28 protein-coding genes are annotated in these 25,610 nt (G+C 65.2%); 14 read left to right on the top strand and 14 right to left on the bottom strand.

Annotated elements, in window-relative coordinates; genetic code table 11:
* Positions 1–6: 6 nt before the first annotated feature.
* Positions 7–861: a LysR family transcriptional regulator gene (locus ACK6AU_RS07305; RefSeq protein WP_409298493.1), complete on the bottom strand. Its 855-nt coding sequence runs from the start codon at positions 859–861 to the stop codon at positions 7–9.
* Between the two features lie 88 nt (positions 862–949).
* Between ACK6AU_RS07305 and ACK6AU_RS07310 the strand changes: the two genes are divergently transcribed.
* A complete protein-coding gene (locus tag ACK6AU_RS07310) occupies positions 950–1,384 on the top strand; it encodes a multidrug/biocide efflux PACE transporter (protein WP_409298495.1) in 435 nt (144 codons plus the stop codon).
* Positions 1,385–1,394: 10 nt separating this feature from the next.
* Here ACK6AU_RS07310 and ACK6AU_RS07315 read toward each other — a convergent pair whose 3' ends face one another.
* Positions 1,395–2,042 (bottom strand): TetR/AcrR family transcriptional regulator, encoded by a 648-nt coding sequence (locus ACK6AU_RS07315; RefSeq protein WP_409298497.1) that lies wholly within the window; start codon positions 2,040–2,042, stop codon positions 1,395–1,397.
* A 152-nt stretch (positions 2,043–2,194) separates the two neighbouring features.
* On the opposite strand from ACK6AU_RS07315, the gene ACK6AU_RS07320 reads away from it, so the two are divergent.
* Genes ACK6AU_RS07320 through ACK6AU_RS07335 form a run of 4 tightly spaced genes read left to right on the top strand, consistent with a single transcriptional unit; the run spans position 2,195 to position 5,679 of the window.
* Positions 2,195–2,803: a paraquat-inducible protein A gene (locus tag ACK6AU_RS07320; protein WP_185701445.1), complete on the top strand. Its 609-nt coding sequence runs from the start codon at positions 2,195–2,197 to the stop codon at positions 2,801–2,803.
* Complete coding sequence (locus ACK6AU_RS07325) at positions 2,803–3,417, top strand: paraquat-inducible protein A (RefSeq protein ID WP_185701446.1); 615 nt, start codon at positions 2,803–2,805, stop codon at positions 3,415–3,417. Before ACK6AU_RS07320 ends, ACK6AU_RS07325 begins: the two co-directional genes overlap by 1 nt.
* Positions 3,410–5,101: an intermembrane transport protein PqiB gene (locus ACK6AU_RS07330; protein ID WP_409298500.1), complete on the top strand. Its 1,692-nt coding sequence runs from the start codon at positions 3,410–3,412 to the stop codon at positions 5,099–5,101. Before ACK6AU_RS07325 ends, ACK6AU_RS07330 begins: the two co-directional genes overlap by 8 nt.
* Positions 5,098–5,679: a membrane integrity-associated transporter subunit PqiC gene (locus ACK6AU_RS07335; protein WP_022640379.1), complete on the top strand. Its 582-nt coding sequence runs from the start codon at positions 5,098–5,100 to the stop codon at positions 5,677–5,679. Before ACK6AU_RS07330 ends, ACK6AU_RS07335 begins: the two co-directional genes overlap by 4 nt.
* A gap of 64 nt (positions 5,680–5,743) precedes the next feature.
* Here the strand turns inward: ACK6AU_RS07335 and ACK6AU_RS07340 are convergent, their stop codons facing one another.
* On the bottom strand, positions 5,744–6,661 hold the full coding sequence (locus tag ACK6AU_RS07340) for a LysR family transcriptional regulator (protein ID WP_185701448.1): 918 nt from the start codon (positions 6,659–6,661) through the stop codon (positions 5,744–5,746).
* 119 nt (positions 6,662–6,780) lie between these two features.
* Here ACK6AU_RS07340 and ACK6AU_RS07345 point away from each other — a divergent pair, with 119 nt between their 5' ends.
* From ACK6AU_RS07345 to ACK6AU_RS07365, 5 genes are all read left to right on the top strand, one after another.
* Positions 6,781–7,539 (top strand): 5-oxoprolinase subunit PxpA, encoded by a 759-nt coding sequence (locus ACK6AU_RS07345; RefSeq protein WP_409298502.1) that lies wholly within the window; start codon positions 6,781–6,783, stop codon positions 7,537–7,539.
* Between the two features lie 93 nt (positions 7,540–7,632).
* Entirely contained in the window at positions 7,633–7,875 is a 243-nt protein-coding gene (locus ACK6AU_RS07350) for an acetyl-CoA carboxylase (protein ID WP_022640376.1), read from the top strand.
* 10 nt (positions 7,876–7,885) lie between these two features.
* On the top strand, positions 7,886–9,259 hold the full coding sequence (locus ACK6AU_RS07355; protein ID WP_409298505.1) for an acetyl-CoA carboxylase biotin carboxylase subunit: 1,374 nt from the start codon (positions 7,886–7,888) through the stop codon (positions 9,257–9,259).
* Positions 9,256–10,128 carry an allophanate hydrolase subunit 1 gene (locus ACK6AU_RS07360; protein WP_053137130.1) on the top strand — a complete coding sequence of 291 codons (873 nt, stop codon included), beginning with the start codon at positions 9,256–9,258 and terminating at the stop codon, positions 10,126–10,128. Before ACK6AU_RS07355 ends, ACK6AU_RS07360 begins: the two co-directional genes overlap by 4 nt.
* Entirely contained in the window at positions 10,125–11,099 is a 975-nt protein-coding gene (locus ACK6AU_RS07365) for a biotin-dependent carboxyltransferase family protein (protein WP_409298507.1), read from the top strand. The genes ACK6AU_RS07360 and ACK6AU_RS07365 overlap by 4 nt, the downstream gene beginning before the upstream one ends.
* A gap of 83 nt (positions 11,100–11,182) precedes the next feature.
* On the opposite strand, the gene ACK6AU_RS07370 is transcribed toward ACK6AU_RS07365, so the two are convergent.
* Positions 11,183–12,793: an inorganic phosphate transporter gene (locus tag ACK6AU_RS07370; protein ID WP_185701453.1), complete on the bottom strand. Its 1,611-nt coding sequence runs from the start codon at positions 12,791–12,793 to the stop codon at positions 11,183–11,185.
* Positions 12,794–13,043: 250 nt separating this feature from the next.
* A complete protein-coding gene (locus tag ACK6AU_RS07375) occupies positions 13,044–14,066 on the bottom strand; it encodes a transporter (RefSeq protein ID WP_409298510.1) in 1,023 nt (340 codons plus the stop codon).
* A gap of 271 nt (positions 14,067–14,337) precedes the next feature.
* On the opposite strand from ACK6AU_RS07375, the gene ACK6AU_RS07380 reads away from it, so the two are divergent.
* Positions 14,338–15,963 carry a methyl-accepting chemotaxis protein gene (locus ACK6AU_RS07380; protein WP_185701455.1) on the top strand — a complete coding sequence of 542 codons (1,626 nt, stop codon included), beginning with the start codon at positions 14,338–14,340 and terminating at the stop codon, positions 15,961–15,963.
* A gap of 65 nt (positions 15,964–16,028) precedes the next feature.
* Here ACK6AU_RS07380 and ACK6AU_RS07385 read toward each other — a convergent pair whose 3' ends face one another.
* Positions 16,029–16,346: a PepSY domain-containing protein gene (locus tag ACK6AU_RS07385; RefSeq protein WP_409298512.1), complete on the bottom strand. Its 318-nt coding sequence runs from the start codon at positions 16,344–16,346 to the stop codon at positions 16,029–16,031.
* A gap of 156 nt (positions 16,347–16,502) precedes the next feature.
* Here ACK6AU_RS07385 and ACK6AU_RS07390 point away from each other — a divergent pair, with 156 nt between their 5' ends.
* On the top strand, positions 16,503–17,414 hold the full coding sequence (locus ACK6AU_RS07390; RefSeq protein WP_409298514.1) for a sterol desaturase family protein: 912 nt from the start codon (positions 16,503–16,505) through the stop codon (positions 17,412–17,414).
* Here ACK6AU_RS07390 and ACK6AU_RS07395 read toward each other — a convergent pair.
* Positions 17,392–18,072: a helix-turn-helix domain-containing protein gene (locus tag ACK6AU_RS07395; protein WP_409298516.1), complete on the bottom strand. Its 681-nt coding sequence runs from the start codon at positions 18,070–18,072 to the stop codon at positions 17,392–17,394. The genes ACK6AU_RS07390 and ACK6AU_RS07395 overlap by 23 nt on opposite strands.
* Entirely contained in the window at positions 18,073–19,200 is a 1,128-nt protein-coding gene (locus ACK6AU_RS07400; protein ID WP_409298518.1) for a glycerophosphodiester phosphodiesterase, read from the bottom strand.
* 245 nt (positions 19,201–19,445) lie between these two features.
* Here ACK6AU_RS07400 and ACK6AU_RS07405 point away from each other — a divergent pair, with 245 nt between their 5' ends.
* Positions 19,446–19,781: a DUF2025 family protein gene (locus ACK6AU_RS07405; protein WP_022640366.1), complete on the top strand. Its 336-nt coding sequence runs from the start codon at positions 19,446–19,448 to the stop codon at positions 19,779–19,781.
* A gap of 48 nt (positions 19,782–19,829) precedes the next feature.
* On the opposite strand, the gene ACK6AU_RS07410 is transcribed toward ACK6AU_RS07405, so the two are convergent.
* Together ACK6AU_RS07410 and ACK6AU_RS07415 are read right to left on the bottom strand one after the other, a co-directional pair.
* Positions 19,830–20,153, bottom strand: coding sequence for an antibiotic biosynthesis monooxygenase (locus ACK6AU_RS07410; RefSeq protein WP_185701460.1), 324 nt, complete (start codon positions 20,151–20,153; stop codon positions 19,830–19,832).
* Entirely contained in the window at positions 20,150–20,869 is a 720-nt protein-coding gene (locus ACK6AU_RS07415; RefSeq protein ID WP_185701461.1) for a CTP synthase, read from the bottom strand. Before ACK6AU_RS07415 ends, ACK6AU_RS07410 begins: the two co-directional genes overlap by 4 nt.
* Before the next feature lie 88 nt (positions 20,870–20,957).
* Between ACK6AU_RS07415 and ACK6AU_RS07420 the strand changes: the two genes are divergently transcribed.
* Positions 20,958–21,836 carry a LysR family transcriptional regulator gene (locus ACK6AU_RS07420; protein WP_409298521.1) on the top strand — a complete coding sequence of 293 codons (879 nt, stop codon included), beginning with the start codon at positions 20,958–20,960 and terminating at the stop codon, positions 21,834–21,836.
* Positions 21,837–21,841: 5 nt separating this feature from the next.
* Here ACK6AU_RS07420 and ACK6AU_RS07425 read toward each other — a convergent pair whose 3' ends face one another.
* The 4 genes from ACK6AU_RS07425 to ACK6AU_RS07440 all read right to left on the bottom strand — a co-directional run.
* Positions 21,842–22,381 carry a DUF1003 domain-containing protein gene (locus tag ACK6AU_RS07425; protein WP_185701463.1) on the bottom strand — a complete coding sequence of 180 codons (540 nt, stop codon included), beginning with the start codon at positions 22,379–22,381 and terminating at the stop codon, positions 21,842–21,844.
* Positions 22,382–22,470: 89 nt separating this feature from the next.
* Positions 22,471–23,790, bottom strand: coding sequence for a methyl-accepting chemotaxis protein (locus tag ACK6AU_RS07430; RefSeq protein WP_409298523.1), 1,320 nt, complete (start codon positions 23,788–23,790; stop codon positions 22,471–22,473).
* A 366-nt stretch (positions 23,791–24,156) separates the two neighbouring features.
* A complete protein-coding gene (locus ACK6AU_RS07435) occupies positions 24,157–25,227 on the bottom strand; it encodes a diguanylate cyclase (RefSeq protein WP_185701465.1) in 1,071 nt (356 codons plus the stop codon).
* Positions 25,228–25,408: 181 nt separating this feature from the next.
* The coding region (locus ACK6AU_RS07440) for a TetR/AcrR family transcriptional regulator C-terminal domain-containing protein (protein WP_409298526.1) at positions 25,409–25,610 on the bottom strand (202 nt) is incomplete at its 5' end.

Genomic DNA, 25,610 nt, shown 5'->3' on the forward strand with positions numbered 1-25,610 from the left:
CCAAGATCAGCCGAGCATTCGTTGCAGGAACCAGCTGCCGGCCGGTCCCGGAGGGTGCAGGCGCGACCAGAGCGCATCCACCAGCACCGGGCGTGGCCAGCCGCGGACCTTGAGCTCCTGCAGCCTGCCGGCGCCGAAGTTGTCCACCAGCCAGCGCGGCAGCGGCGCCCAGCCAAAACCGCCCTGGGCCATTTCCATCAGCATCAGGTAACTGGGGGCCGACCAGACCCGGCCCTGGGGGCGGCTGTCATAGGGGTTGAGCACCGTGGCCAGGCGCAGTTCGCGGTGCTGGCCCAGGGTCTGCTGATCCACCCGATCGAGCCTGGCCAGAGGATGCTGCTTCGACACGAACAGTGAGATTTCGCCGCGCTCGGCCATGGTCTGGTGCTCCAGGTCGGCCGGGTAATCGGGTTGCTTGTCGGCGAAGGCCAGTTGCGCGCGGCCGCTTTGCACCAGGTCGACCAGGTCATCGCACTCGGCGATCAGGCACTCCAGTTCCAGCTCCGGATAGCGTTGCTCGAAGGCGTTCAGGCAGCGTTCGAACCGGTCGGACTGGTAAGTATCGGACAGGGCCACGGTGAGCCTCGCCTCGATGCCTTGGGACAACTGGCTGGCGGCCAGTTCCAGGCGGCTGGTGGCGGCGAGGATCTCCTCGGCGCGACGCAGCAGCACCTGCCCGGCCGGGGTCAGGCCGGGCTTGCGGCTGGAGCGGTCGAACAGTTGCACATCGAGGTCGATCTCCAGGCTGGCCACCGCGGCGCTGATGGTCGACTGGCTCTTGCCGAGCTTGCGCGCGGCGGCGGAGAACGAACCCTGGGTCGCGGCCTGGACGAATGCCAGCAGCACTTCGTTGGATGCCATGAAGTATCGCCTTGGTCGATGGTTATTGATTAGGAAGTATCGATCGCATCCTGGAAGATCGCCAGCGTCTTCACTTCAGGAGCAGGCCATGAGCCTTCATAAATCCCTCACCGAACGCATTGCCCAGGCCGTCGCCTTCGAATTGCTGGCGTTGCTGATCTGTACTCCGCTGCTGTCCTGGATCATGGATCGGCCCATGGTCGACATGGGCGTGGTCACCCTGGGTATCGGACTGCTGGCGCTGGCCTGGAACGTGCTGTTCAACAGTCTGTTCGATCGGGCGCTCAAGCGCCTGCGGATCGCTCATGGAGGCTGGACGCGGGTGGTGCATGCGCTGTTGTTCGAGGGCGGACTGGTGGCGGTCGCGGTGCCATTGATCGCCTGGTGGCTGGGGATCAGCCTGTTGCAGGCGCTGATCCTCGACATCGGCGTGCTGCTGTTCTTCCTGCCCTATACCTACCTCTACCACTGGGCCTACGACGTACTGCGGGACAAGTGGCTGCAAGCGCGCCTGGTTCACTAAAAACCCGGTTTCAGGCCTGGCGGTACAGCCCCTCGATGACCGCCAGGTAGGCCTCCAGGGCTCGGGGCACTTCCTCCAGCAACAACTCGCGCTTGAGTTCCTGATGTTCCTGGGCCCGCTGGAACAGGCCCAGGGGCAGTCCGAGCAATGCCTGTACATGGGTTTCCCGCTGCCGGGCGCTGGCCAGTGGCAGGCGCACGGTCAGCACCCGGTCATAGAGCTTTTGCATTTGTATGTGCAGGTCCGGGGCCTGCAATTGGCCCAGGGCATAGCCCGGAGTGAGCATCTGCAACAGGTCGGGGTGCTGCTCGATGTACTGCAGGAGCGGCAGGGTGGTCTGTTCTATCACTTGTCGGGAACTCAAGCCCCGCCAGTGACTCTCATCGACGCCACGCAAGGGTTCGGCGATCGCGCTCATGGCAGCGATATGGCCCTGGCCCAGGGCCTTCAGCACCTGCTGCTTGTCGCTGAAGAAGTGGTAGAGCGAGCCGATGGAGGTGCCGGCCTCGCGGGCGATGCCGTGCATGGTCAGGTTCGCTACCCCCAGCTGGATCAGCAGGCGCGCGCAGGCCTGGAGAATGGCCGTGACCCGCTGGTGGCCACGGGTCTGCTTGGGCGTGCGCTGGAGCTTGGAGGAGGAGGGCGCTGTGTCGGTCATGGTCGGCGAAGTTTTTCGGGGGCGCCTATTATGGCGTAGAAGGTTGTGTCCAGTCCTTGGAAAAACTAGACACGACCTTCTACTTTTGCTGAAAATACCCGGCGGCGGGAGCCCTCCTCTGTACTCGCCATCCTTCCGGCTTTCTGAAAAACATGACTAATTCTCGCAACTGGATCATCTGCGAACACTGCGACTCCCTGTACGAGTCCGTGCCGCTCGGTAAAGGTCAGGCGGCGCAGTGTTCGCGCTGCGGTGCACTGCTGGCCCGCGCCCGGCACCTGAACGTGCAGCAGTTGTTCGCCTTGTCGATCACCGCCGGGTTGCTGTTCGTCTTCGCCAATTGCTTCCCGGTGATCAAGATCAGCCTCGAAGGCCTGAGCAACGAAGCGACGCTCTGGCAATCGGTGGAGGCCCTGGCCCAGGGCCGGATCAGCCTGATCGCCGCGGTCACCGGCCTGACCATCATCCTCGCCCCGGGCCTGCAGATCGTCCTCTTGTGCTGGGTGCTGGGTTTTGCCAACTTCGGCCGCGCCGCGCCAGGGTTCAAGGCCAGCATGCGCGCCCTGGAGCACCTGCGGCCCTGGAGCATGCTCGAGGTCTGCCTGCTGGGAATCCTGGTGGCCATCGTCAAGCTGGCGGGCATGCTCGACGTGCATCCAGGGCTGGGACTATGGGCACTGGCGATGCTGACGGTGCTGATCATCCTGATTTCCGGCAAGGATATCCGCTACCTGTGGGATGACCTGGAGGGCCGCTACTGATGAGCGCGCCGCCCTATGCCCGGGACCATCAGCTCAAGCTGTGCCACACCTGCGGCCAGGTCTGCCAGCAGTCCGAGCACTATTGCCCGCGCTGCGATTCGGTGGTGCATGCGCGCAAGACCAACAGCCTGTCGCGCACCTGGGCCTTGCTCCTGGCCAGCCTGATCTTCTATATCCCGGCCAACCTGTTGCCGGTGATGCACACCAACATCTTCGGCAATGCCAGCGAGAACACCATCATGAGTGGCGTGGTGGAGTTCTGGAAGGCCGGTTCCTGGGACATCGCCCTGCTGATCTTCATCGCCAGCGTGGTGGTGCCGGGCATCAAGTTCTTCGTCCTCGGCATCCTCCTGGTGACCTGCCAGCGCCGCTCGCGCTGGGCCCAGCGCGAGCGGGCCAGGTTGTATCGCTTCGTCGAGGTGATCGGCTACTGGTCGATGCTCGATGTGCTGGTGGTGGCCCTGGTGGCGGCCCTGGTGCAGTTTCGTGCCTTGAGCTCCATCGACCCGCGCATGGGTATCCTGTTTTTCGGTTTGGTGGTGGTGCTGACGATGTTCGCCGCCATGAGTTTCGATCCCCGGCTCATCTGGGATGTAGAGGTTGAAGATGTCTGATCATCCAGGTTCCAACGCAGCAAGTTCCCCGTCAGCCCCGGGCGCCCCGGCGCTGCGCACGCGACGCTTCAATGTCTCGCTGGTATGGCTGGTGCCCATCGTCGCGGCCCTGGTGGGGTTGTCGATGGTGGTCCACAAGTCGATGTCGGCCGGGCCGGAGATCAGCATCAGCTTCCAGACCGCCGAGGGCCTGGAGGCCAACAAGACCCAGGTCAAGTACAAGAACGTGGTGATCGGCAAGGTGACCTCCATCGCCTTGAGCGATGACCGGCGCAAGGTGGTGGCCAAGGTCGAGCTGGACCAGTCCGCCGAGCCCTTCACCGCCGAGGACTCGATGTTCTGGGTGGTGCGCCCGCGCATCGGCGCCAGCGGCGTTTCCGGTATCGACACCCTGCTGTCCGGAGCCTTCATCGGCGCCGACGCCGGCCGCTCGGACAAGCGCAAGGACAGCTTCAAGGGCCTGGAGACTCCGCCGCCCATCACCTACGGCCAGAAGGGCAAGCGCTTCACCCTGCATACCGACGACCTGGGCTCCCTGGATATCGGCTCGCCGGTCTACTACCGGCGCATCCAGGTCGGCCAGGTGGTGTCCTACCAGTTGGCCAACAGCGGCAAGGGCGTGGACGTGAAGATCTTCGTCAACGCGCCCAACGACAAGTACGTGACCACCGACAGCCGTTTCTGGAATGCCAGCGGGGTGGACGTGACCCTTGGCGCCAACGGGCTGAAGGTCAACACCGAGTCGGTGTCGTCGATCCTCGCCGGTGGCATCGCCTTCGTCGAACCCAAGTACAGCCCCAATGCCAAGCCGGCCGAGGAGAACGCCGAATACAACCTGTTCGGCGACCAGGACACCGCCCTGGCGCCCCCAGACGGTGCCCCGTACTACATTCGCATGCGCTTCGACCAGGCGCTGCGTGGCCTGGCCATCAACGCCCCGGTGGAGTTCCTCGGGGTGAACATCGGCAAGGTGGTGTCCATGGACCTGGACTACGACCAGGAGCGCAAGTACTTCCCGACCCTGGTGGGGGCGGTGATCTACCCCGAGCGCCTGGGCAAGGCCCATGAAAAACTGCTGAAGCAGACCGGCGGCGAAGACGACGCCCGCTCCGCGCAACTGATCGGCGCCTTCGTCAAGAATGGCCTGCGGGCCCAGGCGCGCAGCGGCAACCTGTTGACCGGGCAGCTGTTCATCTCCCTGGACTTCGTGCCCAACGCCAAGCCCGTGGCCTACAACCCCAGCGCCCGGCCACTGGAGATTCCTACCGTACCGGGCAGCCTGGACAAGCTGCAGGAACAACTGCAAGCGACCATGGACAAGATCAGCAAGCTGCCGATCGATTCCATCGCCGCCAACCTGGATTCCAGCCTGGCGGAAATGAACAAGACCCTCAAGCAGGTCAACGGCCAGGTCCTGCCGCAGATGCGCGAAACCCTGGAGCAATCGAAGAAGACCCTGGCCAGCGCCAACGAGAGCTTCTCCGAGGACTCGCCACAGCGCCAGAGACTTGGCCAGGCCATGGAGGAGGTGCAGCGCACGGCCCGTTCGGTGCGGGTGCTCACCGATTTCCTCGGTCGTCATCCTGAGGCGCTGATTCGCGGACGCCTCAAGGACAATCAACCGGATGCCTACCAGTCGCCATCCTCCTCCGTTCGCGAATCCGTACCGGAAGCCCAGCCATGAAAACCCGTGCCCTGTTGTTGAGCCTGACCCTGGGACTTGCCGCGTGCAGCTCCGCGCCCACCCATTACTACACCCTGATGCCGCCGGTGACCGAAGGCGCCACGGCCAGGAACTCGGGATTGCAGTTCGAGATGTCCACGGTGCGCATCCCGGTCCAGGTGGACCAGCCGCAGTTGGTGGTGCGCCAGGACAGCGGCACCCTGGCGATCCTCGAGACCCAGCGCTGGAGCGCGCCCTTGGTGGATGAGTTCCACGACGCGCTGGCCAGCCAGATGGAGGCGAAGCTGGGGACCCGCAACCTCGAAGGCCTGCCGAAGCAGCCCGGGCGCCCGGTGCTGTCGTTGCAGACCGATGTGCGGCGCTTCGAGTCCCTGCCCGGGCGCTATGCCTTGATCGATGTGGTCTGGAGCCTGCGCCAGCGTAGTGAAGGCACCCCGGCCCGCAGCCTGACCTGCAGCAGCCAGATCCGCCAGCCGGCGGGCGTCGAGCTCGGCAGCCTGGTGCAGGCCCACCAGCAGGCCATCGCCCAGTTGGCCGGGCAAATCGCCGGCGCCGCCCAGCGCTGGTCCTGCCCCTGATCCAATGCAGCGACCCAAGCCGCTTCGTATCGACGTTTGATCGCTGAAGGTCGCCTGGGTGGCTTCAGCGCCGGGCGGAGAGTTGCTGGGGGGCGAGGAACGCATCGCGAAAGTAGTCCCGCAGTGCTTGCATCGCCGGGGTGAAGGCGCGGTCGCGACGCCAGGCCAGGCCGACGCTCATGGGCGTGACCGCATCGCTCAGGCTCAGGGTTTCGATGCGCTTGCCCTCCAGCGACCAGGGCCGGTGCACCAGGTCCGAGAGGATCGCCACGCCGCTGCCGTTGGCCACCATGCTGCGCACCGCCTCTACCGAGCTGGTGCGCACCCGCACCCTGGGCTGTTGGCCGGCCTGTTCCCAATAACGCATGGCGCTCTGTTCCGCTTCGTCGACGGTGAGCAGGATGAACGGCTCCTGGGCCACGTCCGCCAGGCTGACGCTGGTCCGTTCGCACAGCCGGTGATGGGCCGGTAGCCACAGCCGGCGCTCGGAGTTGAACAGCGTCTCGGAGACGATGTCCGGGTGGGTCAGGTTGGCGGTGAGCACCACCGCCATGTCGAAGCGCCCGGCCAGCAACCCCTGTTCGATGGCCTGGCGTTCCTGCTCATGCAGTTCGATGGTGACGTCCGGGTGCCAGTGCCCCAGGCGCTGCAGATGGTGCGGCAGGAAGTAGCCGATCACCGTGTAGCTGGCGGCCAGGTGCAGGGTGCCGCTGGCACGGTAGTCGGGTAGCGGGCTGTTGAGCGCGTCGTCGACGCTGCGCAGGATCACGTAGGCGCGGTTGAGGAAGTGCCGGCCGGCATCGGTCAGGCTCATGCCCTGGGCCGAACGCACGAACAGCTGCACGGCGAGCAGCGCTTCCAGTTCCTTGATTGCCGTGGTCACCGCCGATTGGGAAATGTTCAGGTGGATCGCCGCCTGGGAGATCTGGCCGATCTCGGCAGTGGCCACGAAGTAACGCACCTGGCGCAGGGTCAACGACATTTCTATCCGTCCATGTATCTGATTTTCAGAACAAGCTCTATCTGATAATAGATCTTCCCAAGGGGTCAAGGCCGCTCTAACGTCCAGCGCACGAAGTCACGAACGTTGGAGCAACAGTGATGCAGGCAGTGGATTTCAATTCGGACATGGGCGAGAGCTTTGGCCCGTGGACCATCGGCGATGGCGTCGACAACGAGCTGATGGGCTTCATCAGCTCGGCCAACATCGCCACCGGCTTTCATGCCGGCGACCCCGGCACCATGCGCCGTACCATCGAGCAGGCCCGGCTGCGGGGCGTGGCCATCGGGGCCCACCCGGGCTTTCGCGACCTGGTGGGGTTCGGCCGGCGCCACATCAACGCCCCGGCCCAGGAGCTGGTGGACGACATGCTCTACCAACTGGGCGCCCTGCGTGAGCTGGCCCGGGTCCAGGGCCTTAAGTTGCAGCACATCAAGCCCCATGGCGCGCTGTACATGCACCTGGCCCGGGACGAGGAGGCGGCGCGGCTGCTGGTGCAGAACCTGCAGACACTCGAGCCCGAACTGCTGCTGTATTGCATGCCCGGCTCGGTGATCTGCCGGATCGCCCAGGAGCTGGGGCAACCGGTGATCCGCGAGTTCTACGCCGATCGCGATTACGACCTCAGCGGCTCCATCGTCTTCACCCGCCGGGTGCGGGTCCTGGATCCCCATGAGGTGGCCGCCAAGGTCCTGCGCGCTTGCCAGCAGGGGCTGGTCCGCACCGTGGAGGGCGAGGACCTGGCCATCGAGTTCGATTCCATCTGCCTGCACAGCGACACCCCGGGTGCCCTGGACCTGGTGGAAGCCACCCGCGCAGCGCTGGACCTGGCCGGCATCCAGGTGCGAGCACCGCGCTGAGGCGTTGCCCGCCAAAGCTCGCGCATCGATGCGACTGCAAGCGGTTTTGCTTTTTTTGCCTGCCTTTCGACAACTATTCCAAGAGAAACAGACATGGCCGAATACAACGTCATCACCCCCTTGCCGGGCACTTTCTACCGCAAGGCCACGCCCGACTCGGCGCCTTTCGTCGAGGTCGGCGACAGTGTCAGCGCCGATACCGTGATCGGCCTGATCGAAGTCATGAAGCAGTTTTCCGAGCTCACCGCCGGCAGCGCTGGCCAGGTCGGCGCTTTCCTGGTCGAGGACGGTGACCCGGTGGAACCGGGCCAGGTCGTCGCGACCCTGGTCGAGTGAGGGCCGTCCCATGACCGAATCCATTCGCAAGCTGCTGGTCGCCAACCGTGGCGAGATCGCCGTGCGCATCATTCGCGCGGCCAAGGCCCTGGGCATTCCCACCGTCGCTGCCTGCAGCGAGGCGGACGCCGATTCCATGGCCGCGCGCCTGGCCGACGAAGTGCAGATCATCGGCCCGGCCCGGGCCGACAAGAGTTACCTGAACATCCAGGCCCTGCTGGCAGCCCTCAAGGCCAGCGGCGCCAATGCCGTGCACCCGGGCTATGGCTTTCTTTCGGAAAATGCCGAGTTCGCCGAGGCGGTGGTCCAGGCCGGGGCGATCTTCGTCGGCCCCGATGCGCGGACCATCCGCCGTATGGGCGACAAGGCCGAGGCCCGGCGTACCGCCCAGGCCGCCGGGGTGCCGGTGGTGCCCGGTTCGCCCGGCGAACTGTTCGACCTGCCAGCTGCGTTGCAAGCGGCGCAGGCGGTGGGTTTTCCATTGCTGATCAAGGCATCGGCCGGTGGCGGCGGGCGGGGTATTCGCCTGGCCGAGGATGCGGCGCAACTGGCCGAGGAGTTTCCCCGGGCACAGCGCGAGGCGCAGGCGGCGTTCGGCAATGGCGCCCTGTACCTGGAGCGGTTCATTGGCCGGGCCCGGCATATCGAGGTCCAGGTGCTGGGCGACGGCAAGCGTGCGGTGCACCTGTTCGAACGTGAATGCTCGTTGCAACGGCGGCGGCAGAAGATCTTCGAGGAGGCGCCGTCGCCGGTGCTCGATGCCGCCCAGCGCGAGCGGTTGTGCAGCAGTGCGGTGCGCCTCACCGAGGCCCTGGGCTACCAGGGCGCCGGCACCCTGGAGTACCTGTATGACGACAGCACCGGCGAGTTCTTCTTCATCGAGATGAACACTCGCATCCAGGTGGAACATCCCATCAGCGAGCTGATCACCGGTGTCGACCTGGTCCAGGCCATGTTGCGCATCGCCGGTGGCGAACCGCTGGTTCTGCGCCAGGAAGATATCCACCTCAATGGCGCCGCCCTGCAGATGCGCCTGAACGCCGAGGACCCGGCGCGGGACTTCTTCCCCAGCCCGGGCCAGGTCCAGGAGTTGTCCTGGCCGCAAGGGCCGGGGCTGCGGGTCGATAGCCACCTGTATCCGGGGTATGCCGTGCCGCCTTACTACGACTCGCTGCTGGCCAAGCTGATCGTCCATGGCGCCGACCGCGAGCAAGCCCTGGCTCGGGCGCGGGCGGCCGTGGAGCAAACGACCTTGACTGGCATGGCCAGTACCTTGACCCTGCATCGCGAGCTGCTGGCCGAGCCTTGGCTGGCGGGCGCGGACTTCCATACCGCAACCCTGGAAACCTGGCTGGCCGGGCGCCGTGCCGGAGGTGTCGCATGAACCAACCGATTCGCTACAGCTTTGGTGCCGACGAGCACCTGTTCGCCGAAGTCAGCGACAGCATGTCCCTGGAGGCTTTCTTCAAGGGCATGGCGGTCACCCGCGCGGTGGAGCGCCTGGCCCTGGATGGGGTGCTGGACGTATGCCTGGCCAATGCCTCGTTCCAGATTCGTTTCGATCCGGATCGCATCGCGCCCCAGGCCCTGCTGGAGGCCGTGCGCGAGGCTGAGGCCGGCGCCGTGGCCGAGCGCAGCCTGCACACGCGGATCATCGAGATCCCGGTGCTGTACAACGACCCCTGGACCCATGAAACCCTGATGCGTTTTCGCGACCGGCACCAGGACCCGGACGCCACCGACCTCGAATACGCGGCGCGGATCAATGGCCTGGCGGATGTCGACGCCTTCATCGCTGCCCACAGTGGCGCCCCCTGGTTCGTCTCCATGGTGGGTTTCGTCGCCGGCCTGCCGTTCATGTTCCAGATGGTCGAGCGCGAGCGCCAGTTACAGGTGCCCAAGTACCTGCGGCCGCGCACCGACACGCCGAAGCTGACCCTGGGCCATGGCGGCTGCTTCGGCTGCATCTACTCGGTGCGCGGCGCCGGTGGCTACCAGATGTTCGGCGTGACCCCGGCACCGATCTACGACCCGCAGCAGCAACTGGCCTACCTCAAGCAGCACATGGTGTTCTTCCGCCCGGGGGACATCGTGCAGTTCAAGCCCATCGACCGCGAGGCCTATGACCACGCGGTGGCCGAGGTGGAGGCCGGGCGCTTCGACCTGCGCATCCGTGAGGTGGAGTTCTCCCTGGATGCCTTTCTCGCCGACCCGGTCGGTTATCCCAAGTCGCTGCAGGAGGTGTTGGCATGATCAAGGTCATCAAACCGGGCCTGGCCACGTCGGTACAGGACCTGGGCCGCGAGGGCTTCTATCACCTGGGCATCCCGCCGTCCGGGGCCCTGGACCAGTACGCCCTGAGCGCCGCCAACCAACTGGTGGGCAACCCGGCAGGCGCCGCGGGCCTGGAGTGCACCTTGCTCGGGCCGGAGCTTGAGTTCACTGTCGATGCGCTGGTGGCGGTCTGTGGTGCGCACATGACGCCCAAGCTCGATGGCGTGGACAGGCACCTGGATACCGCGTTTGCGGTCAAGGCCGGGCAAGTGCTGCGTTTCGACTTCCCCAAGGCCGGGGCCCGCGCCTACCTGGCGGTGGCCGGTGGCATCGACGTGCCGCTGGTGCTCGGCAGCCGTTCCACCTATGCCCTGGGCGCCCTGGGCGGTTTCCAGGGGCGGCGCTTGGCGGCCGGCGACGAGTTGCCGGTGGGTGCCGCCAGTGGCAAGAGTCGAGCGGGGGCCAGCCTGCCCATGGCGCTGCGCCAGTCCCTGGGGGGCGAGGTCAGCCTGCGGGTGGTGCCGGGGCTCTATTACGAACGCCTGAACGAGGGGGCCAAGGCGAGCTTCTTCGCCGAGCCCTGGACCGTGGGCTCGGAGGCGGATCGCATCGGCTATCGCTTCAAGGGTGGCAGTGCCCTGGGCTTCCAGCCCCGGGAGCAACCGTTCGGTGCCGGCTCCGATCCGTCGAACATCGTCGACAGTTGTTATCCCATCGGTTCGATCCAGGTGCCGGCGGGGCTGGAGCCCATCGTCCTGCATCGGGATGCGGTGTCCGGTGGTGGCTACGCGATGATCGGCACGGTGATCAGCGCCGACCTGGACCTGGTGGGGCAGATGCAGCCTAACCAGAAGGCGCGCTTTATTCCGGTGACCCTGGAAGAGGCGCTGGAGGCCCGGCGTTCCTACAAGAAGAAACTGGCTTGCCTGAGCAAGCTGTTTGCGTCCTGATCTCCGTCCGTGGCGGCTCACGCATCGTGTAGCCGCTGCCGCAGGCTGCGCACGGCTCGGCACGAGCCGTGGGGGACTGCTGGCTAGAACAGCCGGGTGAACAGCCAATACAGGCTGCCGGAGAGCAGGATCGCCGCCGGCAGGGTCAGCACCCAGGCCATGGCCAGGTTGCGGATGGTGCGCATCTGCAAGCCGCCGCCGTTGGCCACCATGGTCCCGGCCACCCCCGAGGACAGCACGTGGGTGGTGGACACCGGCAGGCCGAACATGTCCGCCGCGCCGATGGTCAGCATCGCCACGGTCTCCGCCGAGGCGCCCTGGGCGTAGGTCAGGTGGGTCTTGCCGATCTTCTCGCCAACGGTCACCACGATGCGTTTCCAGCCGACCATGGTGCCCAGGCCGAGGGCGATGGCCACCGCGATCTTCACCCACAACGGGATGAAGCGCGTGGCGTTGTCGATCTGCTGCTTGAACAGTTGCAGCTTGTCGCGGGTGTCCTGGTCGAAATGGCCGATCTGGTTCTTGTCCATCAGGCGGATGGTTTCACTGGTCAGGTACATGTCATTGCGCACGTTGCCCATGGCTTCGGCCGGAACCTTGGACAGCGAGCCGTAACCCTTCACTTCATTGCCAATGGTACCGGCCAGGGCGGCCAGGGCCGGAACCAGCTCGGGCGTGGCCTCCTTGCTGCGCATGTATTGCGCGAGTACCGCGCGAGGATCGGTCGGTGCCGCCTGTGGGGAGCTCTTGGCCAGGGCTTGCTGGGTGACTTCGGCCACGGCGGCGAATTGCAGGGCCTGGTCGGCGGGCATGGTGCGGTTCAGGGCGTAGGCCATGGGCAGGGTGCCCACCAGGATCAGCATGATCAGGCCCATGCCTTTCTGGCCGTCGTTGGAACCGTGGGCGAACGACACCCCGGTGCAGGTCAGGATCAGCAGCCCGCGAATCCACCACGGTGGCGGGGTGTCACCCTTGGGCGCCTTGTACAGCGCGCGGTTCTTGACGAACAGGCGCAGGGCCAGCAATAGCAGGGCGGCGAACACGAAGCCGATCAGTGGCGAGAACAGCAAGGCGTAGCCGACCTTGGTGGCCTGGCTCCAGTCCACGCCGCTGGTGCCGTCGCGGCCATGCATCAGGGCGTTGGCCACGCCGACGCCGATGATCGAGCCGATCAGCGTATGGGACGACGAGGCCGGCAGGCCCAGCCACCAGGTGCCGAGATTCCACAGGATGGCGGCGATCAGCAGGGCGAAGATCATGGCGAAGCCGGCGGAGGATCCCACCTGCAGGATCAGCTCCACCGGCAGCAGGGCGATGATGCCGAAGGCCACCGCGCCACTGGACAGCAGCACCCCGAGGAAGTTGAACAGGCCGGACCAGACCACCGCGAACTGCGGCGGCAATGAATGGGTGTAGATCACCGTGGCCACCGCGTTGGCGGTGTCGTGGAAGCCGTTGACGAATTCGAAGCCCAGGGCGATCAGCAGCGCGACGCCGAGCAGCAGGAACGGGGTCCAGGTGGTGACCGTGGTGCCCAGTTCGTGCATGTCGTGCATCAGGCTGTAGGCGGTGAACAACAGGCCCAGGGCCAATACGGCGAAGAACACCACCAGGGTGAAGGGACCGGGTTTCTTATCCAGTTGTGGTTTGGCGTCGACGCTGGGGGAGGCGACGGTCAGGGAAGGGGTGGCCATTGCTGGACAATCCTGTGGCTGGAAGGAATGGCTTCCATGATCGTTGCCGAATGTTACAGGCAGACTGCCCCAGGTCATGGTTTGTGCAATTGACTGGCCCTGGCCCGTTGATCCGTTTGCCCACCCTGGCGACTCGTGCCGAGCCGTACGCAGCCTGCGGCAGCGGCTACACGAGGCGAGGTCTGCGTGCATCACCGATCCATGGCGCCTGTAGCCGCTGTCGAGCGCCAGCGAGGCTGTGACCGCAGGCTCAGTAGTCCTGGCGTTTGCGGAAGGCCCAGCGTCCGGCGATCAGGGTGAAGGTGGCCACCAGCGCCACCAGGATCCAGAAGCCTTCCGGATCGCCGGAGAAGGGAATGCCGCCGACGTTCATGCCGAAGAAGCCGGCGATGATGTTGATCGGCAGGGCCAGCACCGTGACCACGGTCAGGGTGAACAGGGTGCGGTTGCTCTGCTCGTTGAGGTTGGCGGCGATTTCCTCCTGCAGCAGCTTGATCCGCTCTCCCAGGGCCGTGAGGTCGCTGATGATCAGGGCGAATTCCTCGGTGGACTTGCGCAGCTCCTTGACGTCGTCCTTCTGCAACCACTGCGGCGGCCGGTTGAGCAGCCGTAGCAGCGAACCCGGCTCCAGGGCCAGCAGCCGTTGCAGGCGTACCAGAACCCGGCGCATGGCTCCCAGCTCGGCGCGGTTGGCCGAGACCCTGGCCGCCAGCAACTGGTCTTCGATCTGGTCGACGCTGAGGCTGGTCTTGCGCACGATCTGGGTCAGCACCTCGCCCTGGTCCCGTAGCAGGTGCACCAGCAGTTCCAGGGGCGAGCGGAAGTGCTCTCCGGCCTTGACCGAGGAACGCAGCTTGTCCACCGAATGCAGGGGTTGCAGGCGGGCGCTGATGATCAGGTTGCTGCGCACGCAGACCCACAGGGTGGAGATGTCCGAGGACAGCATGCTGCTGAAGTTGAACACCACGTCGTTGACCACCGCCAGCAGGGCCGAGTCCACATGCTCGATGCGGGTCGAGCGCGAGCCTTCATGCAGTGCTTCGAAGAATTCATCGGGCAGTTGCAGGTGGGCCTGCATCCAGCGCTCGCAAGCGGCATGGGCCAGGTTCAGGTGCAGCCAGAGAAATTCATCCGGGTGTTCGGCCGATTGCAGGGCTTGCAGGGCCTTGGCCGAATCCAGTTCGCGACCCCGTTCGCCGGGGCGGAAGCGGTAGCCGTAGAGCAGGCCAAACAGATCGGAATCGCGGTGACTCTGGTCGATGCTGTGGTTCATGGGGGCTCGCAGGAGGGGCTGTGCCCGCGCAGGTTTCACAGGTTCACTTGAGCCACATCATGGCAATGCTTCTTGACGATTTTGTGACAATTGAAAGTCCATGATGCGCCGCGTCATACCGATGGTCGGCGGCTCTCAAGAATGTGCCGTCGATGCCGATCATGCTCACATGCCACACGCATTCGAGCCGTCTCGAATGCGCCCGACAGGGACGTTCGGACTTACGCATGCCTTACCGGGCCTGTTCCATCCCTGCCATGAGATCTTCTCGATGTTTTTGCAAAAATCCCTGAGGGGGCAAATTCTTGCCCTGCTGAGTGGCAGCCTGTTGGCGATGCTGTTGATCGCCCTGGCGTGCTTTCAATTGCTGTCCAATGGCGTGCAGAACTACCGCGAGCTGATCGAAGGCCCGCTGCATAGTTCGCAACTGATCGACGAGGCCAACCTGCAGTTCAAGATCCAGGTGCAGGAGTGGAAGAACGTGCTGCTGCGAGGCAAGCAGCCCCAGGAAATGAACAAGTACTGGCAACAGTTCGAGGATCGCCAGCGCGACGTGCAGAACATCCTTGGCGAGTTGGTACAGATCCCCGGCCTGGATGCCTCGCTCAAGAGCCGGGTCCAGCGTTTGGCCCAGGAGCATCTGGCCCTTGGCCAGGCCTACCAGAAGGCCCGTGATGCCTATGTGGCCGGCGGTGCCGATCCGAGTGCCGGCGATGCTGCGGTGAAGGGCTTCGACCGTGCCGCCAGCGAGCAGATGAGCGAGCTGGTGGTCGAGCTGCGCAAGCAGGGCCAGCAGCAGTCGCAACAGATCAGCTTGGCCGCCGATCGCACGGTGTGGCTGGGTATCCTGGTGATGCTCATTTCCGGCTTGCTGATCGGCCTGCTCAGCCTGTGGCTGGTCAACCGTAGCCTGGTGGAGCCGATCCGCCAGTTGATCGACTACGTGGCCCAGCTCAGCCGTGGCCAGTTCTCCCAGCGGGTGGACAACACTCGCCAGGACGAGCTGGGCAAGCTGGCGGCCGCCGCCAATACCCTGCGCGACTTCCTCGCCCAGACCTTCACCAGCCTGCAGCGCAGTGCCTCGGACCTGGATACTTCCAGTGGCGAGCTCAACTCCATTGCGACCTTGATGTCCCAGGGCACCAACGACCAGTTCAGCCGCACCGACCAGGTGGCCACGGCGATGAACGAGATGTCCGCCACCGCCCAGGAAGTCGCGCGCCATGCCGCCGATGCCGCCCGGGCCGCGGACGATGCCGACCAGTCGGCGCAGCAGGGCGAGCAGGTGATGCAGAGCACCATCGACAGCATCACCCAGATGCGTGGCGAGATCGCCAATACCGCGACCGTGATCCGTCGCCTGGAAGCCGACAGCGGCAGGATCGGCAAGGTGTTGGAAGTGATCCAGGGCATCGCCGAGCAGACCAACCTGCTGGCCCTCAACGCGGCCATCGAAGCGGCCCGGGCCGGCGAGGCGGGACGCGGTTTCGCCGTGGTCGCCGATGAAGTACGCAGCCTGGCCCAGCGTACCGCGGCTTCGATTACGGAGATCAACCAGATCATCCAGACCGTGCAGACCGGCGCGGTGGATGCCGCCCATGCCATCGAGAGCGGTCAGTCGCGCAGCGAACAGAGCGTGCAACAGGTGACCGAGGCCGGGGCCATGCTCGAGCGCATCACCCAGGCGGTGGAAGCGATTCGCGACATGAACCGGCAGATCGCCACCGCCGCCGAGGAGCAGACCTCGGTGGCCGAGGACATCTCGCGCAACCTGACCGAGATCACCGCCATCGCCAGCACCAACCTGGACAACGTTCAGCGTACCGAGGCGGCGAGCCGCAACCTGCATGCCCTGTCGGGCCAGCTGAACGAGGTCACGGCGCGCCTGAGCGCCTGATCCCGGGACCCGCAAAATACAAGGCCGCGCCCCTTGTAGAGGCGCGGCCTGGTGCTATCTGCCGGTTACTGGTCTTGCTGGTTGGCCAGGATCTTGCCGGTCTTGGCATCCAGGTCCACATCCCACTCGATGCCTTTGCTGTCACGCAATTCCACCTGGTAGACGTAGGCGCCGCTGGCGGTCTGTTCCAGCTCGGTGTCGGTGATATTGGCGGCGCTGGTGCCGGGATGCTGGGCCAGGGCGGCCTGGTTGAGTTTCTCCAGGTCCATGACGGCGCCCGACTTGAGCAGGCCCGGGATCAGGTCCGGACGGACATCGGCCTGGGCCAGGCCGGCGCCCAAGGTCAGGGCGGTGGCGGCCAGCAGCACGGAGAATTTGCTCATGGATGATTCCTCGGGGGTGATGGGTTTGGATAGGCACAGGTTAGCCAGCGCAACTTAATTCACCCTTAATTCCCGCCACCGATTGCGCCGTTTGTTCAAGCCTGCGGCCTGGCTGGCCGGCAAGCTGCTGTCTCCTTATCGATGGAGACAAGACGGATGAAACGAATGCTTGGGTGGTTGTATGGACCGCTGTTCTTCGGTGGCTTCATCGGCGCCGGTATCTGGTGGATGGGCAGCGCGGGTGGCTCGGCGGCGGGCCTGCCCTGGTTGTTCCTGGGGGCTCTTGGCGTGTCGTTCCTGGCGGAGTGGGGCTTGCCTTACGAGCCCGCCTGGAACCGCTCCCATGGGGACCGGTTGCGCGACTGCCTGCACGCCGTGGTCAACGAAGGCTTGAATGCCATCGGCCTGCTGGTGCTGCCGGGGCTAGCGGCGCTGCTGGCTCACGATGGCTTGTGGCCTCGGGACTGGCCGCTCTGGGGACAGCTGTTGCTGGCGGTTACCGTGGCCGATTGCGGGATCACCCTGGCGCACTATGCCAGTCACCGTTGGGCCTGGCTGTGGCGCCTGCATGCGGTGCACCACAGCGTACAGCGCATGTATGGCTTCAACGGCCTGCTCAAGCACCCCTTGCACCAGTTGCTCGAAGCCTCGGCAGGGCTGTTGCCGTTGCTGATGCTGGGCATCCCGCTGCCGGTGGCCCAGTTGCTGGCCCTGGCCATCGCGATCCAGCTGTTGTTGCAGCATTCCAATGTCGACATGCGTCTTGGCGTCCTGCGCCTGGTGTTCGCCTGGGCCCCGGTGCACCGCTTCCACCATATGAAGTACGGACGTGCCGGGGATGTGAACTTCGGCCTGTTCTTCAACCTGTGGGATTGGCTGCTGGGTACCACGTTCTACCGGCATGATTACCCGATGCGTCCGGGAGACCTGGGCATCGGCAGCCGTCCGGACTACCCGGCGGGCTACTGGCGGCAACTGCTGGAACCCTTCAAGGTCCAGCGCTACAGCGCCGAGCCCAAGGTGCCGCAAGCCCTGCGCCGGCAGGTCAAGCCAACAGGCGGGGCCTGAGAGGCTTGAGGGCCTGGCCGGCGGTGACGCCGAACAGTGCTTTCAAGGTCCGGGAGAAGTGCGCGGCGTCGGCGAACCCGGCGCCGTGGGCCGCCTGGGTCATGGCCTGGCCCTCAAGCATCAGGGCCATGGCCAGGCGCAGGCGTCGCCACAGCACCAGGCGGCGTACCGGCAGGCCCACGTCGCGAGCGAACAAGCGCTCCAGCTGGCTCAGGGACAGGTTGGCCTGGGCCGCCAATTGCGCGGCCGCCACCTTGCCGTCCAGGGCCGCGTCCAGGGCCTGCAACGCCCGCTCTATGCGCCGGTCGACCATGGGCTGGCGCGGGCAGGCGCGTAGCGCGGCCTCCAGTTCGGACAAGCCGGGTGTCACCTCGCTGACGCTCTGGTGCAGGTCCCGCGCATCGATCGACAGCGGTTCGGCATAGACCGTGAACGCCGCTTCGGGAGCTTCGACGATGGCGTGGCGGCACAGGGCCTGGATCATCAGGTAGTGACCGCTGTGGCGAACACCATCGAGCTCCACGGTGACCGGCTGCCCGGGGGCGATGATCAGTTGATGGGCGTAGTGGGCATGGGGCGCGGTACGCCCCATGAACCCGTGGACCAGGCCGAAGTCACGACCCAGCCAGAGTTCGCCCTGCCAGCGGGAGTCGTCCATTCAGTAGCCGCTGGCTTCCAGCAGGCGGACGACACTGGTGCCGGCCGGGCGCTGGAAGTACTTGAGCAACTGGTCGCTGCGGTTGGTGAAGATGCCATCGACGCCGGCATGCATCACCTTCTGGAAGTCCACTGGCTCGTCCACCGTGTAGACATGCACCAGCAGCCCCTGATCGTGGGTGTACTGGTTCATCCACGGCTGCACCAGGTCGGCGTAGCTCTGTTCGCCACCGCCGGTGAGGGCTGCCGAAGGGCCGGTGCCGATGGCGCCCCGGGCCTTGGCGAAGTCGACCCAGCGCTTGAACTCGGCCTGGTCCCGGGGTTGCTGGCGGGCATAGAAGGCCGCCTTGTCGGTTTCACCGCTGCTGGCAAAGCTCTGTCCGGAAGCCGGCTCGATGCTGCCAGGCGCGAGCCACAGCAACAGCACCTTGGGCACCTGGGGCATTTCCTGGTGCAGCAGTTCCAGGCTGTGCTTGTCGAAGGTTTGCAGCACCACCTGGCCCTTGCCCTGGCCTGCTGCCAGGTCGCTCTTGGCCAGGGGCGAGCCGGCCGGGCCCAGCCAGCCGCGAGCCTGGAGTTTTTCCTTGAGGTCGTGCTCGATGCCCGGGAACAACTGGGGTTCCTTGGTCTCGATGTAGAGGCCGGGCTTGTGCACCGAACTGCCCTGGGCGATATCGATGATTTCATCCAGGGTGAGGATCTGCAGGCCGGCGAAGCCCGGCCGGGCGCGATCAGGATGGGCCTGGTTGAACCAGCTGCCGGCGTCCAGGGTCTTCAGCTCGGCCATGGTGAAGGCGTTGGCCGGGCGGTCCTTGCGCTCGGGGAATTTCTGCGCGACGTCGGTGGTGCGTTGCAGGTTGTTGTCATGCAGGGCGAACAGCACACCATCCTTGCTGCGCTGCAGATCCATCTCCAGGTAATCGGCCCCCAGGTCGCGAGCCACTATATAGGCGGCGGCGGTGGATTCGGGGGCATCGAAAGAAGCCCCGCGGTGGGCGATGACCGCTGGCCGTGCAATACCCAGGCGCGCGGCCAGGGCCTCGGGATCGGCCGGTTCCGCGGCCTGGGCCAGGCCGCAGGCGAGCATCAGGCCCAGCATCAGCGTTCTGGAGTGGAAGGGGCTGGGCATGCTCGAAATCCTTTCGTGGGGGCGGGGACGAGTCGCTATCTTTTAACAACTCGATGACGCTTGTGCTATCGCCAGAGCGACATCGAGCGAGCAGTTGCGCAGGTCCCGGGTTTTTTCCGGCGCTTTGCAGTACTCTTGGACGCCGCAGTTTCCCCAGCAGAGGGAAGCCAGAAAACACTGCTGTTCCTTGCCTCGCGTGTAGACCATCGATCCCCCGTCCTGCGGGACCCATAGCGAGGTTTACCATGAGCATCACCTCCGAACTCATTTGCCAGGCCGCCGACCAGCTCAAGGGTTTTGTCGGTTTCAATCACAAGACTGGCCGCTACATCGTGCGTTTCAGCGAAGACTCCTTCGGCATGGACGTGGCCGACGACGCCATAGTCCCGGCCAGCGAGTTCGTCTGGACCCGGGCCGACGGCGAGGCCATGAGCCTGCGTCGCGAGCAGATCCAGCTGTTGCTGGACCAGAACATCGACGACCGGATCAACATCAGCGAGCCCCTGCGGGTGTACATGCGCCGCAGCGACCTGCCGGAAATCCAGGCCGTGCGCAGCTTGCTCTCCAGCGACCGGGGCTGACCCGCCGCGACTGCCCGGAGCGCCTGGACAGGCGCCCCGGGAGACCGTTCATTCAGCGCCGCCGTAGGCTCGCTCGACCCTGCTCACCCGCGTACTGAAGCTGCGATACCACTGGTTGCGACCGCGCTCGCGGGCTGCGCTGTGCTCGGCGTGTCGCTTCCAGGCCAGGATCGCCTCCTCGCAGGTCCAGTAGGACACGGTGATTCCGAAGCCATCGGCGCCCCGTGCCGATTCGACCCCGAGAAATCCCGGCTGCTGGCGGGCCAATTCGAGCATGCGTGTGGCCGCCTGGTCATAGTCCGGATCGGCTGCATTGCGCTGGGAGCTGAAGATCACTGCGTAGTAGGGCGGTGCGGGTGTCTGGCCGATCATCGCTGAACCTCCCGGCAGGCCTGGAGCAGGGCCCGCGCCAGGGGCGGGGTGTGGCCGGCGAGGGCCGCGCGTTCGGGTTGGAACAAGGTCGCGACGAAGAACGGATGGCCGTCCAGCTCCACGGCGCGCAGCTCGGCGGCCTGGTCGTGGCCGCTGGCACGCAGGGCGCCGGCAAGCAGGGGGCCGGCGAAGTCCGGATTGACCCCGTAGCGGCAGCGGTAGCCTTCCTCGATGCTCTGGCTGCCATAGGCCCTGGCGATCCGGCTATCGGGGCGCAACTGGATAAGATCGCGGGTTTCCACCAGGGCGCAGCTCAGCAGGCTCAGGACCGCCCGCTCGGCCTCGGGAGCGGTTTCCCCGTGCTCGGCGTCGGTCCAGCCCAGCACGTTGCGAGCGTATTCCAGCACCGCGTGCTGGAAGCCGCCGCAAGTACCGAGAAAGGGCCGCTGTTTCTCCCGGGCCACGCGGATCGCCAGCAGCGCCCCGGCCATGTTGCGATAGGGGCTGCCGGGTACGCACCAGATGCCATCGAAACCTTCCAGCTGCCCGGCATCGTGCAACTGCTCGGTAGCCAGCCACTGGTATTGCAGTTGCACGCCTGTCTCGATGGCGGCTCGTTCCAGGGCCAGGGGCAGGGCCTGGTGTGCGGTGATCCGGGGATCGTGATCACCCACCAGGGCGATGCGGATCGGTGGTGTCGCTGGGTGTGCGGGCATGGGGCGCTCCTCTGCTCATGCTGGCTTGTGGTCGGTTGGTGGCCACTATAGATTGGCGCTGGTGCAATCAATATTGGCGTTTTGACAAATGATCAATGCAGCAGCGCACTATCAACTGGACTATCCCGACCTGGCGCTGATCCTGGCCCTGGTCCGTGGCGGCTCCCTGGCCCGCGCGGCCGCCCTGCTCAAGGTCGATGTCTCGACGGTGTTTCGCGCCGTGCGCCGGCTCGAGGCCGGGCTTGGCCAGCAACTGTTCGACAAGAGCCGCGCCGGCTATCTGCCCACCGGCCTGGCCCAGGCCCTGGCCCTGCAAGCCGAGCAGGCGGAACAGGCGCTGGAGGCGGCGCGGATCGGTGTGGCCAGGGGTGGCGAGGTCATCAGCGGCACGGTGCGCCTGACCTGCACCGACTCGGTGTTGCACAGCTTGTTGCTGCCAGCCCTGGCGCAGTTCATGCCGGACTATCCGGCTCTGGTCATCGAGCTGTGCACTTCCAATGACTTTGCCAACCTCAGCCGGCGCGATGCGGATATCGCCGTGCGGCTGACCGCGACGCCGCCCGAGCATCTGGTGGGGCGCTGCCTGGGGGCGGTGGCGTATCGCTTGTATGCCAGTGCCGCGTACTGCCAGCGGGTGGATTGCAGCGAGCTTTCGCAGTTGGCGTGGATCGCCCCGGACGACTTCCTGCCCGACCATCCGACGGTGGCCTGGCGGCGCCAGCAGTGGCCTGGGGTGCAACCGGCCTATCGCTGCAACAGCATGCAGTCGGTGGTGGAACTGGTGCGTGCAGGGCTTGGGGTCGCGGCGCTGCCGGACTTTCTCGTCGCCGACGGGACGCTGGTGCCCTTGAGCGAACCCCTGGGCCATGAAACGGCCCTGTGGTTGCTGACCCGGCCGGACTGTCGGGCCCTGCGTTCGGTGGTGACGCTGTTCGACGAGCTGGCGCGCCACCTGCGCTGGAACTGAGGCGCTCAGGCGCCGGGCTGTGCCTTGCGCACGAAGTGCTCGTGCATTTCGCTGGTCAGGTTCTCGATGCGCTCGGTCAACTGCTTGGTCATCTCCGTCAGGCGGGTGTTCTGCTCCAGCAATTCCAGCAGTTGCGCGGTGGTCTGGGCGGCTTGGGCCTGGCGCTCGCTATTGGCGATGGCCAGGGCTTCGCGGTGTTGCGCGTCGGCGTCGGACTGGGCTTTGTCCCGGGCGGCCTGGCGCGTCTGCGCCAGGAGGATCAGCGGCGCGGCATAGGCCGATTGCAGGCTGAAGGCCAGGTTCAGGAGGATGAAGGGGTAGACATCGAAGTGGGTCAGTCCGCTGAGGTTCAGGGCGACCCAGATCACCACCACCAGGGTCTGCGCGCCGAGGAAGGCCGGGGTGCCGAAGAAGCGCGCGAAGGCCTCGGCCTTCAGGGCGAAACTGTCGGTGCCGAAGGTCGGCGCCAAGTGGGCATGGGCGCGATGAAAGCGCAGGTGATCGGTGCTCGAGCTGGTATTTTCCGGGGTGTCGCTGGAACTCATGGTGGCCTCCGCCAGGCGTTGGAACGTCGGGCCACTATAGCTTTGCGGGGCGTTCCCGGCGTCATTATCGACGCCGGGAACGGTTTCTCTTAGAGCGCGCCGCGTTCCCCGGCGAACACGCTCACGGCGTCCACTGCTTCGCTGGCGCCGTCGCGAATCTGCAGGATCGCGGAGCCCGCCTGGTCGGCCAGTTGCACACCCTTGGTCGCCCGCTCCCGGGTCCCATCCATGCTCTTGATGGCTTGCTGGGTTTCGTTCTGGATCATGTCGATCATGTTGGAGATTTCCGCCGTCGAGCCGCTGGTGCGGGCCGCCAGTTGGCGAACTTCATCGGCGACTACGGCGAAGCCGCGCCCTTGCTCGCCGGCCCGGGCGGCCTCGATGGCGGCGTTGAGCGCCAGCAGGTTGGTCTGGTCGGCGATGCCGCGGATGGTGTTGACGATGGCGGTGATCTGCTCCGAGCGCTCGCCGAGCCGGGCGATCTGCGAGGAGGAGTCCTCGATGTTGCTGGCGATCTGGCGCATTTCGCTGGCGGCCTGCTGGATCACCCCGGTGCCTTGCTCGGCGACTTTACGGGTCTGCACCGAGATGTGGTAAGCCTGGGCCGCGCTCTGTGCATCGCGCTCGTGTTTTTCCACCTGCTCGGTGACGTCGGCGGCGTACTTGACCACCTTGCACAGGCGCCCGGCGGCGTCGTACACCGGGTTGTAGTTGGCCTCAAGCCACAGGGTGCGGCCGTGTTTGTCGGTGCGTTCGAAGCGGCCATTGATGAACTGGCCCTGGTTCAGGCGGTTCCAGAAGTCCTGGTAGCTGCTGCTGTTGGCCAGTTCCGGCTTGCAGAACATCCGGTGATGCTTGCCCTTGATCTCGCCGAGGCTGTAGCCCAGGCGCCCGAGAAAATTGGCGTTGGCGTCGAGGATGGTGCCGTCGAGGTTGAATTCGATCACCGCCATGGCCCGGTCGATAGCGTCCAGCTTGTTCCGGGCCTCGACTTGCTCCTGGATCCTGGCGGTGACATCCAGGGCGTACTTGACCACCTTGTAGACCTTGCCGGCTTCATCGCGGATAGGGTTGTAGCTGGCTTCCAGCCACAGGCTGCGGCCATCGCTGTTCAGGCGCTCGAAGGTGCCGGATTCGAAATGGCCATCGCGCAGTCGGCTCCATAGCTTCTGGTAGTCGCTGCTGCGGGCATATTCGGCCGTACAGAACAGCCTGTGGGATTGGCCCAGGACCTGGTCTTGGCGATAACCCAAGGTCTTGAGGAAGTTGTCGTTGGCCCGCAGCACGCTGCCGTGGAGGTCGAACTCGATCACCGCCATGGAACGGTCGATGGCGTCCAGCATGCGGGTTTGTTCGGCGATGGTCCGGTTCAGGGAATCGATGGTCTTGTTGTGGCGGTTGAATAGCATGTGGGCTGGTGCTCTGTGGGAAAAACGTTGCGTCGGTCCCTATGAGTGCGCCGGTACGCCGAATGCTCCCTGACATCCGACATTATCTGCTCAATGCCAGCGTTCCATGGCTGACAGAAAAACTCACAGTGCTGATGCGGGGCGGCGCATCGGGTGAGCGCCGGTGGTCGCATCAGGTAGATACGTATTGGCTGTGAGTCGATTTAGTTGGCTTGGCCTGGCTAACGGTTGTAGCCGCAGCGCTGCACAGGAAAGGCGAGCGCTGTCGCGAAGTGGCGGCATTATGATGGCATTGGCGCTGGAAAATCCAAATAAACCTGTACAAAAATATTTTTTACTTCCTTTTTGTATAGGTTTTTCAAGCTCTTATGCCATTTGCGCCTGGGATAGGCGATCCCCGTCATCGTTGCTGGCGGTCCGGTTGCGGCCGTTGTTCTTGGCTTGGTACAGCGCCTGGTCCGCGGCATGCAGCCAGGCCGACGGATCCTTGAAGCCGGCGTCGAACGCCGCCAGGCCGATGCTCAGGCTGACCTTCAAGTCTTCGATGTGCGGATGCCGGTACTGATTGAAGACCCGGCGCAGGCGATCCATGACCTCCACCGCCTGCGGGAGGCCCATGCGCGGCAGGATCACGCAGAACTCGTCGCCGCCATAGCGCCCCGCGAGGTCGTCATGGCGCAGGTTGCACCGCAGTTGGTTGCTCAGGTGGCGCAGCACTGCATCGCCGACGATGTGGCCATAGGTGTCGTTGATCGTCTTGAAATGGTCGATGTCGATCAAGGCGATGCTGGCCTCGATCTGTCGTTGCTGGCACTTGTGGAACTTGATGTGCAGCAGGTCCTTCCAGGAGCCGTGGTTGAGCAGGCCGGTCAGGCTATCGGTACGGCTCAGGGCGCTCAGGGCCCGCTTGTGATCGGACAGCTTGATCGCCAGGCGGTAGCAGACGGTGCCTACCGCCAATGGATAGAGGGTCAGCATGGGCAGGCAGGCGTAGACTTGCAGGTCGCTGATCCGGGCCGTGAAGCTGGCGCCGAACAGGGCCCAGGACAGCAGTATTCCGCCGCACTGGGCCAGGCTGCCGCGAATGAACAGGCGCAGTCCTCCAGCAGCCACGTTGTTCATGGCCATCATCGACAGGATGGTCACCGTCGGCAGCGGGTTGAATTGCATGGTGGCCGCCCAGAAACCGCCGAGCAGCGAGTCGTACAGCATGTTGCGGCGCTCCGCCTGGTAGGGAAAGGCCGACCGGGTGGAAAGCTGGCAAGCCAGGTGGGGCCAGAGCAGGCCATGGAACAGCAGCAGGGCCCAGACCCAGTCCGCTGGTGCCAGGGGCTGGATTGCGGCGAAGACACTGATGCCGCCGATGCCTAGACCTATGATCCTTGGTCGATAGATGCGCCGGGCAAATGACAGCCCTTTGCCGCGTTGATTTTCCATGTATTCCTGCACCAGGTTCTGTGGTGGAGCACCGTGCCGGTGCTCCCGCGGCTTGGCCGCTTGTCGGATCAGTCCGGCGAATATTGTCAGTCATTCCAGGGACAATAATCAGTGTCCTTCCAAGCCATTTCTGCGTGCTGGATGCAGGTTGTAGCGGGCCAGGGAGGCAGGACGGGGGTATTCAGGCCTGGTAGTGGCCGAGGAACATGTCGAGGGCCGATTCGACGACCTGCGATTGCATGTCCGGGGTCAGGGGCGGGTGGCCGAGGCTGACCTGGGGCCACAGGGCGAAGCTCTTGAGCAGGCCGTGCAGCAGTTGGTCCGCCAACGCCGCATCCCTCGGGTTGTTCACGCCGTCCGCCCGGGCTGAGCGGGTGCAGCCG

It is taken from the genome of Pseudomonas sp. KCJK8993 (assembly GCF_046230915.1).
GTDB lineage: Bacteria > Pseudomonadota > Gammaproteobacteria > Pseudomonadales > Pseudomonadaceae > Aquipseudomonas > Aquipseudomonas piscis.

What these genes read in the sequence shown, in the direction of transcription:
- ACK6AU_RS07305 (WP_409298493.1), bottom strand. Translation starts at nt 861, where the DNA reads ATGGCATCCAACGAAGTGCTGCTGGCATTCGTCCAGGCCGCGACCCAG.
- ACK6AU_RS07310 (WP_409298495.1), top strand. Translation starts at nt 950, where the DNA reads ATGAGCCTTCATAAATCCCTCACCGAACGCATTGCCCAGGCCGTCGCC.
- ACK6AU_RS07315 (WP_409298497.1), bottom strand. Translation starts at nt 2,042, where the DNA reads ATGACCGACACAGCGCCCTCCTCCTCCAAGCTCCAGCGCACGCCCAAG.
- ACK6AU_RS07320 (WP_185701445.1), top strand. Translation starts at nt 2,195, where the DNA reads ATGACTAATTCTCGCAACTGGATCATCTGCGAACACTGCGACTCCCTG.
- ACK6AU_RS07325 (WP_185701446.1), top strand. Translation starts at nt 2,803, where the DNA reads ATGAGCGCGCCGCCCTATGCCCGGGACCATCAGCTCAAGCTGTGCCAC.
- ACK6AU_RS07330 (WP_409298500.1), top strand. Translation starts at nt 3,410, where the DNA reads ATGTCTGATCATCCAGGTTCCAACGCAGCAAGTTCCCCGTCAGCCCCG.
- ACK6AU_RS07335 (WP_022640379.1), top strand. Translation starts at nt 5,098, where the DNA reads ATGAAAACCCGTGCCCTGTTGTTGAGCCTGACCCTGGGACTTGCCGCG.
- ACK6AU_RS07340 (WP_185701448.1), bottom strand. Translation starts at nt 6,661, where the DNA reads ATGTCGTTGACCCTGCGCCAGGTGCGTTACTTCGTGGCCACTGCCGAG.
- ACK6AU_RS07345 (WP_409298502.1), top strand. Translation starts at nt 6,781, where the DNA reads ATGCAGGCAGTGGATTTCAATTCGGACATGGGCGAGAGCTTTGGCCCG.
- ACK6AU_RS07350 (WP_022640376.1), top strand. Translation starts at nt 7,633, where the DNA reads ATGGCCGAATACAACGTCATCACCCCCTTGCCGGGCACTTTCTACCGC.
- ACK6AU_RS07355 (WP_409298505.1), top strand. Translation starts at nt 7,886, where the DNA reads ATGACCGAATCCATTCGCAAGCTGCTGGTCGCCAACCGTGGCGAGATC.
- ACK6AU_RS07360 (WP_053137130.1), top strand. Translation starts at nt 9,256, where the DNA reads ATGAACCAACCGATTCGCTACAGCTTTGGTGCCGACGAGCACCTGTTC.
- ACK6AU_RS07365 (WP_409298507.1), top strand. Translation starts at nt 10,125, where the DNA reads ATGATCAAGGTCATCAAACCGGGCCTGGCCACGTCGGTACAGGACCTG.
- ACK6AU_RS07370 (WP_185701453.1), bottom strand. Translation starts at nt 12,793, where the DNA reads ATGGCCACCCCTTCCCTGACCGTCGCCTCCCCCAGCGTCGACGCCAAA.
- ACK6AU_RS07375 (WP_409298510.1), bottom strand. Translation starts at nt 14,066, where the DNA reads ATGAACCACAGCATCGACCAGAGTCACCGCGATTCCGATCTGTTTGGC.
- ACK6AU_RS07380 (WP_185701455.1), top strand. Translation starts at nt 14,338, where the DNA reads ATGTTTTTGCAAAAATCCCTGAGGGGGCAAATTCTTGCCCTGCTGAGT.
- ACK6AU_RS07385 (WP_409298512.1), bottom strand. Translation starts at nt 16,346, where the DNA reads ATGAGCAAATTCTCCGTGCTGCTGGCCGCCACCGCCCTGACCTTGGGC.
- ACK6AU_RS07390 (WP_409298514.1), top strand. Translation starts at nt 16,503, where the DNA reads ATGAAACGAATGCTTGGGTGGTTGTATGGACCGCTGTTCTTCGGTGGC.
- ACK6AU_RS07395 (WP_409298516.1), bottom strand. Translation starts at nt 18,072, where the DNA reads ATGGACGACTCCCGCTGGCAGGGCGAACTCTGGCTGGGTCGTGACTTC.
- ACK6AU_RS07400 (WP_409298518.1), bottom strand. Translation starts at nt 19,200, where the DNA reads ATGCCCAGCCCCTTCCACTCCAGAACGCTGATGCTGGGCCTGATGCTC.
- ACK6AU_RS07405 (WP_022640366.1), top strand. Translation starts at nt 19,446, where the DNA reads ATGAGCATCACCTCCGAACTCATTTGCCAGGCCGCCGACCAGCTCAAG.
- ACK6AU_RS07410 (WP_185701460.1), bottom strand. Translation starts at nt 20,153, where the DNA reads ATGATCGGCCAGACACCCGCACCGCCCTACTACGCAGTGATCTTCAGC.
- ACK6AU_RS07415 (WP_185701461.1), bottom strand. Translation starts at nt 20,869, where the DNA reads ATGCCCGCACACCCAGCGACACCACCGATCCGCATCGCCCTGGTGGGT.
- ACK6AU_RS07420 (WP_409298521.1), top strand. Translation starts at nt 20,958, where the DNA reads ATGATCAATGCAGCAGCGCACTATCAACTGGACTATCCCGACCTGGCG.
- ACK6AU_RS07425 (WP_185701463.1), bottom strand. Translation starts at nt 22,381, where the DNA reads ATGAGTTCCAGCGACACCCCGGAAAATACCAGCTCGAGCACCGATCAC.
- ACK6AU_RS07430 (WP_409298523.1), bottom strand. Translation starts at nt 23,790, where the DNA reads ATGCTATTCAACCGCCACAACAAGACCATCGATTCCCTGAACCGGACC.
- ACK6AU_RS07435 (WP_185701465.1), bottom strand. Translation starts at nt 25,227, where the DNA reads ATGGAAAATCAACGCGGCAAAGGGCTGTCATTTGCCCGGCGCATCTAT.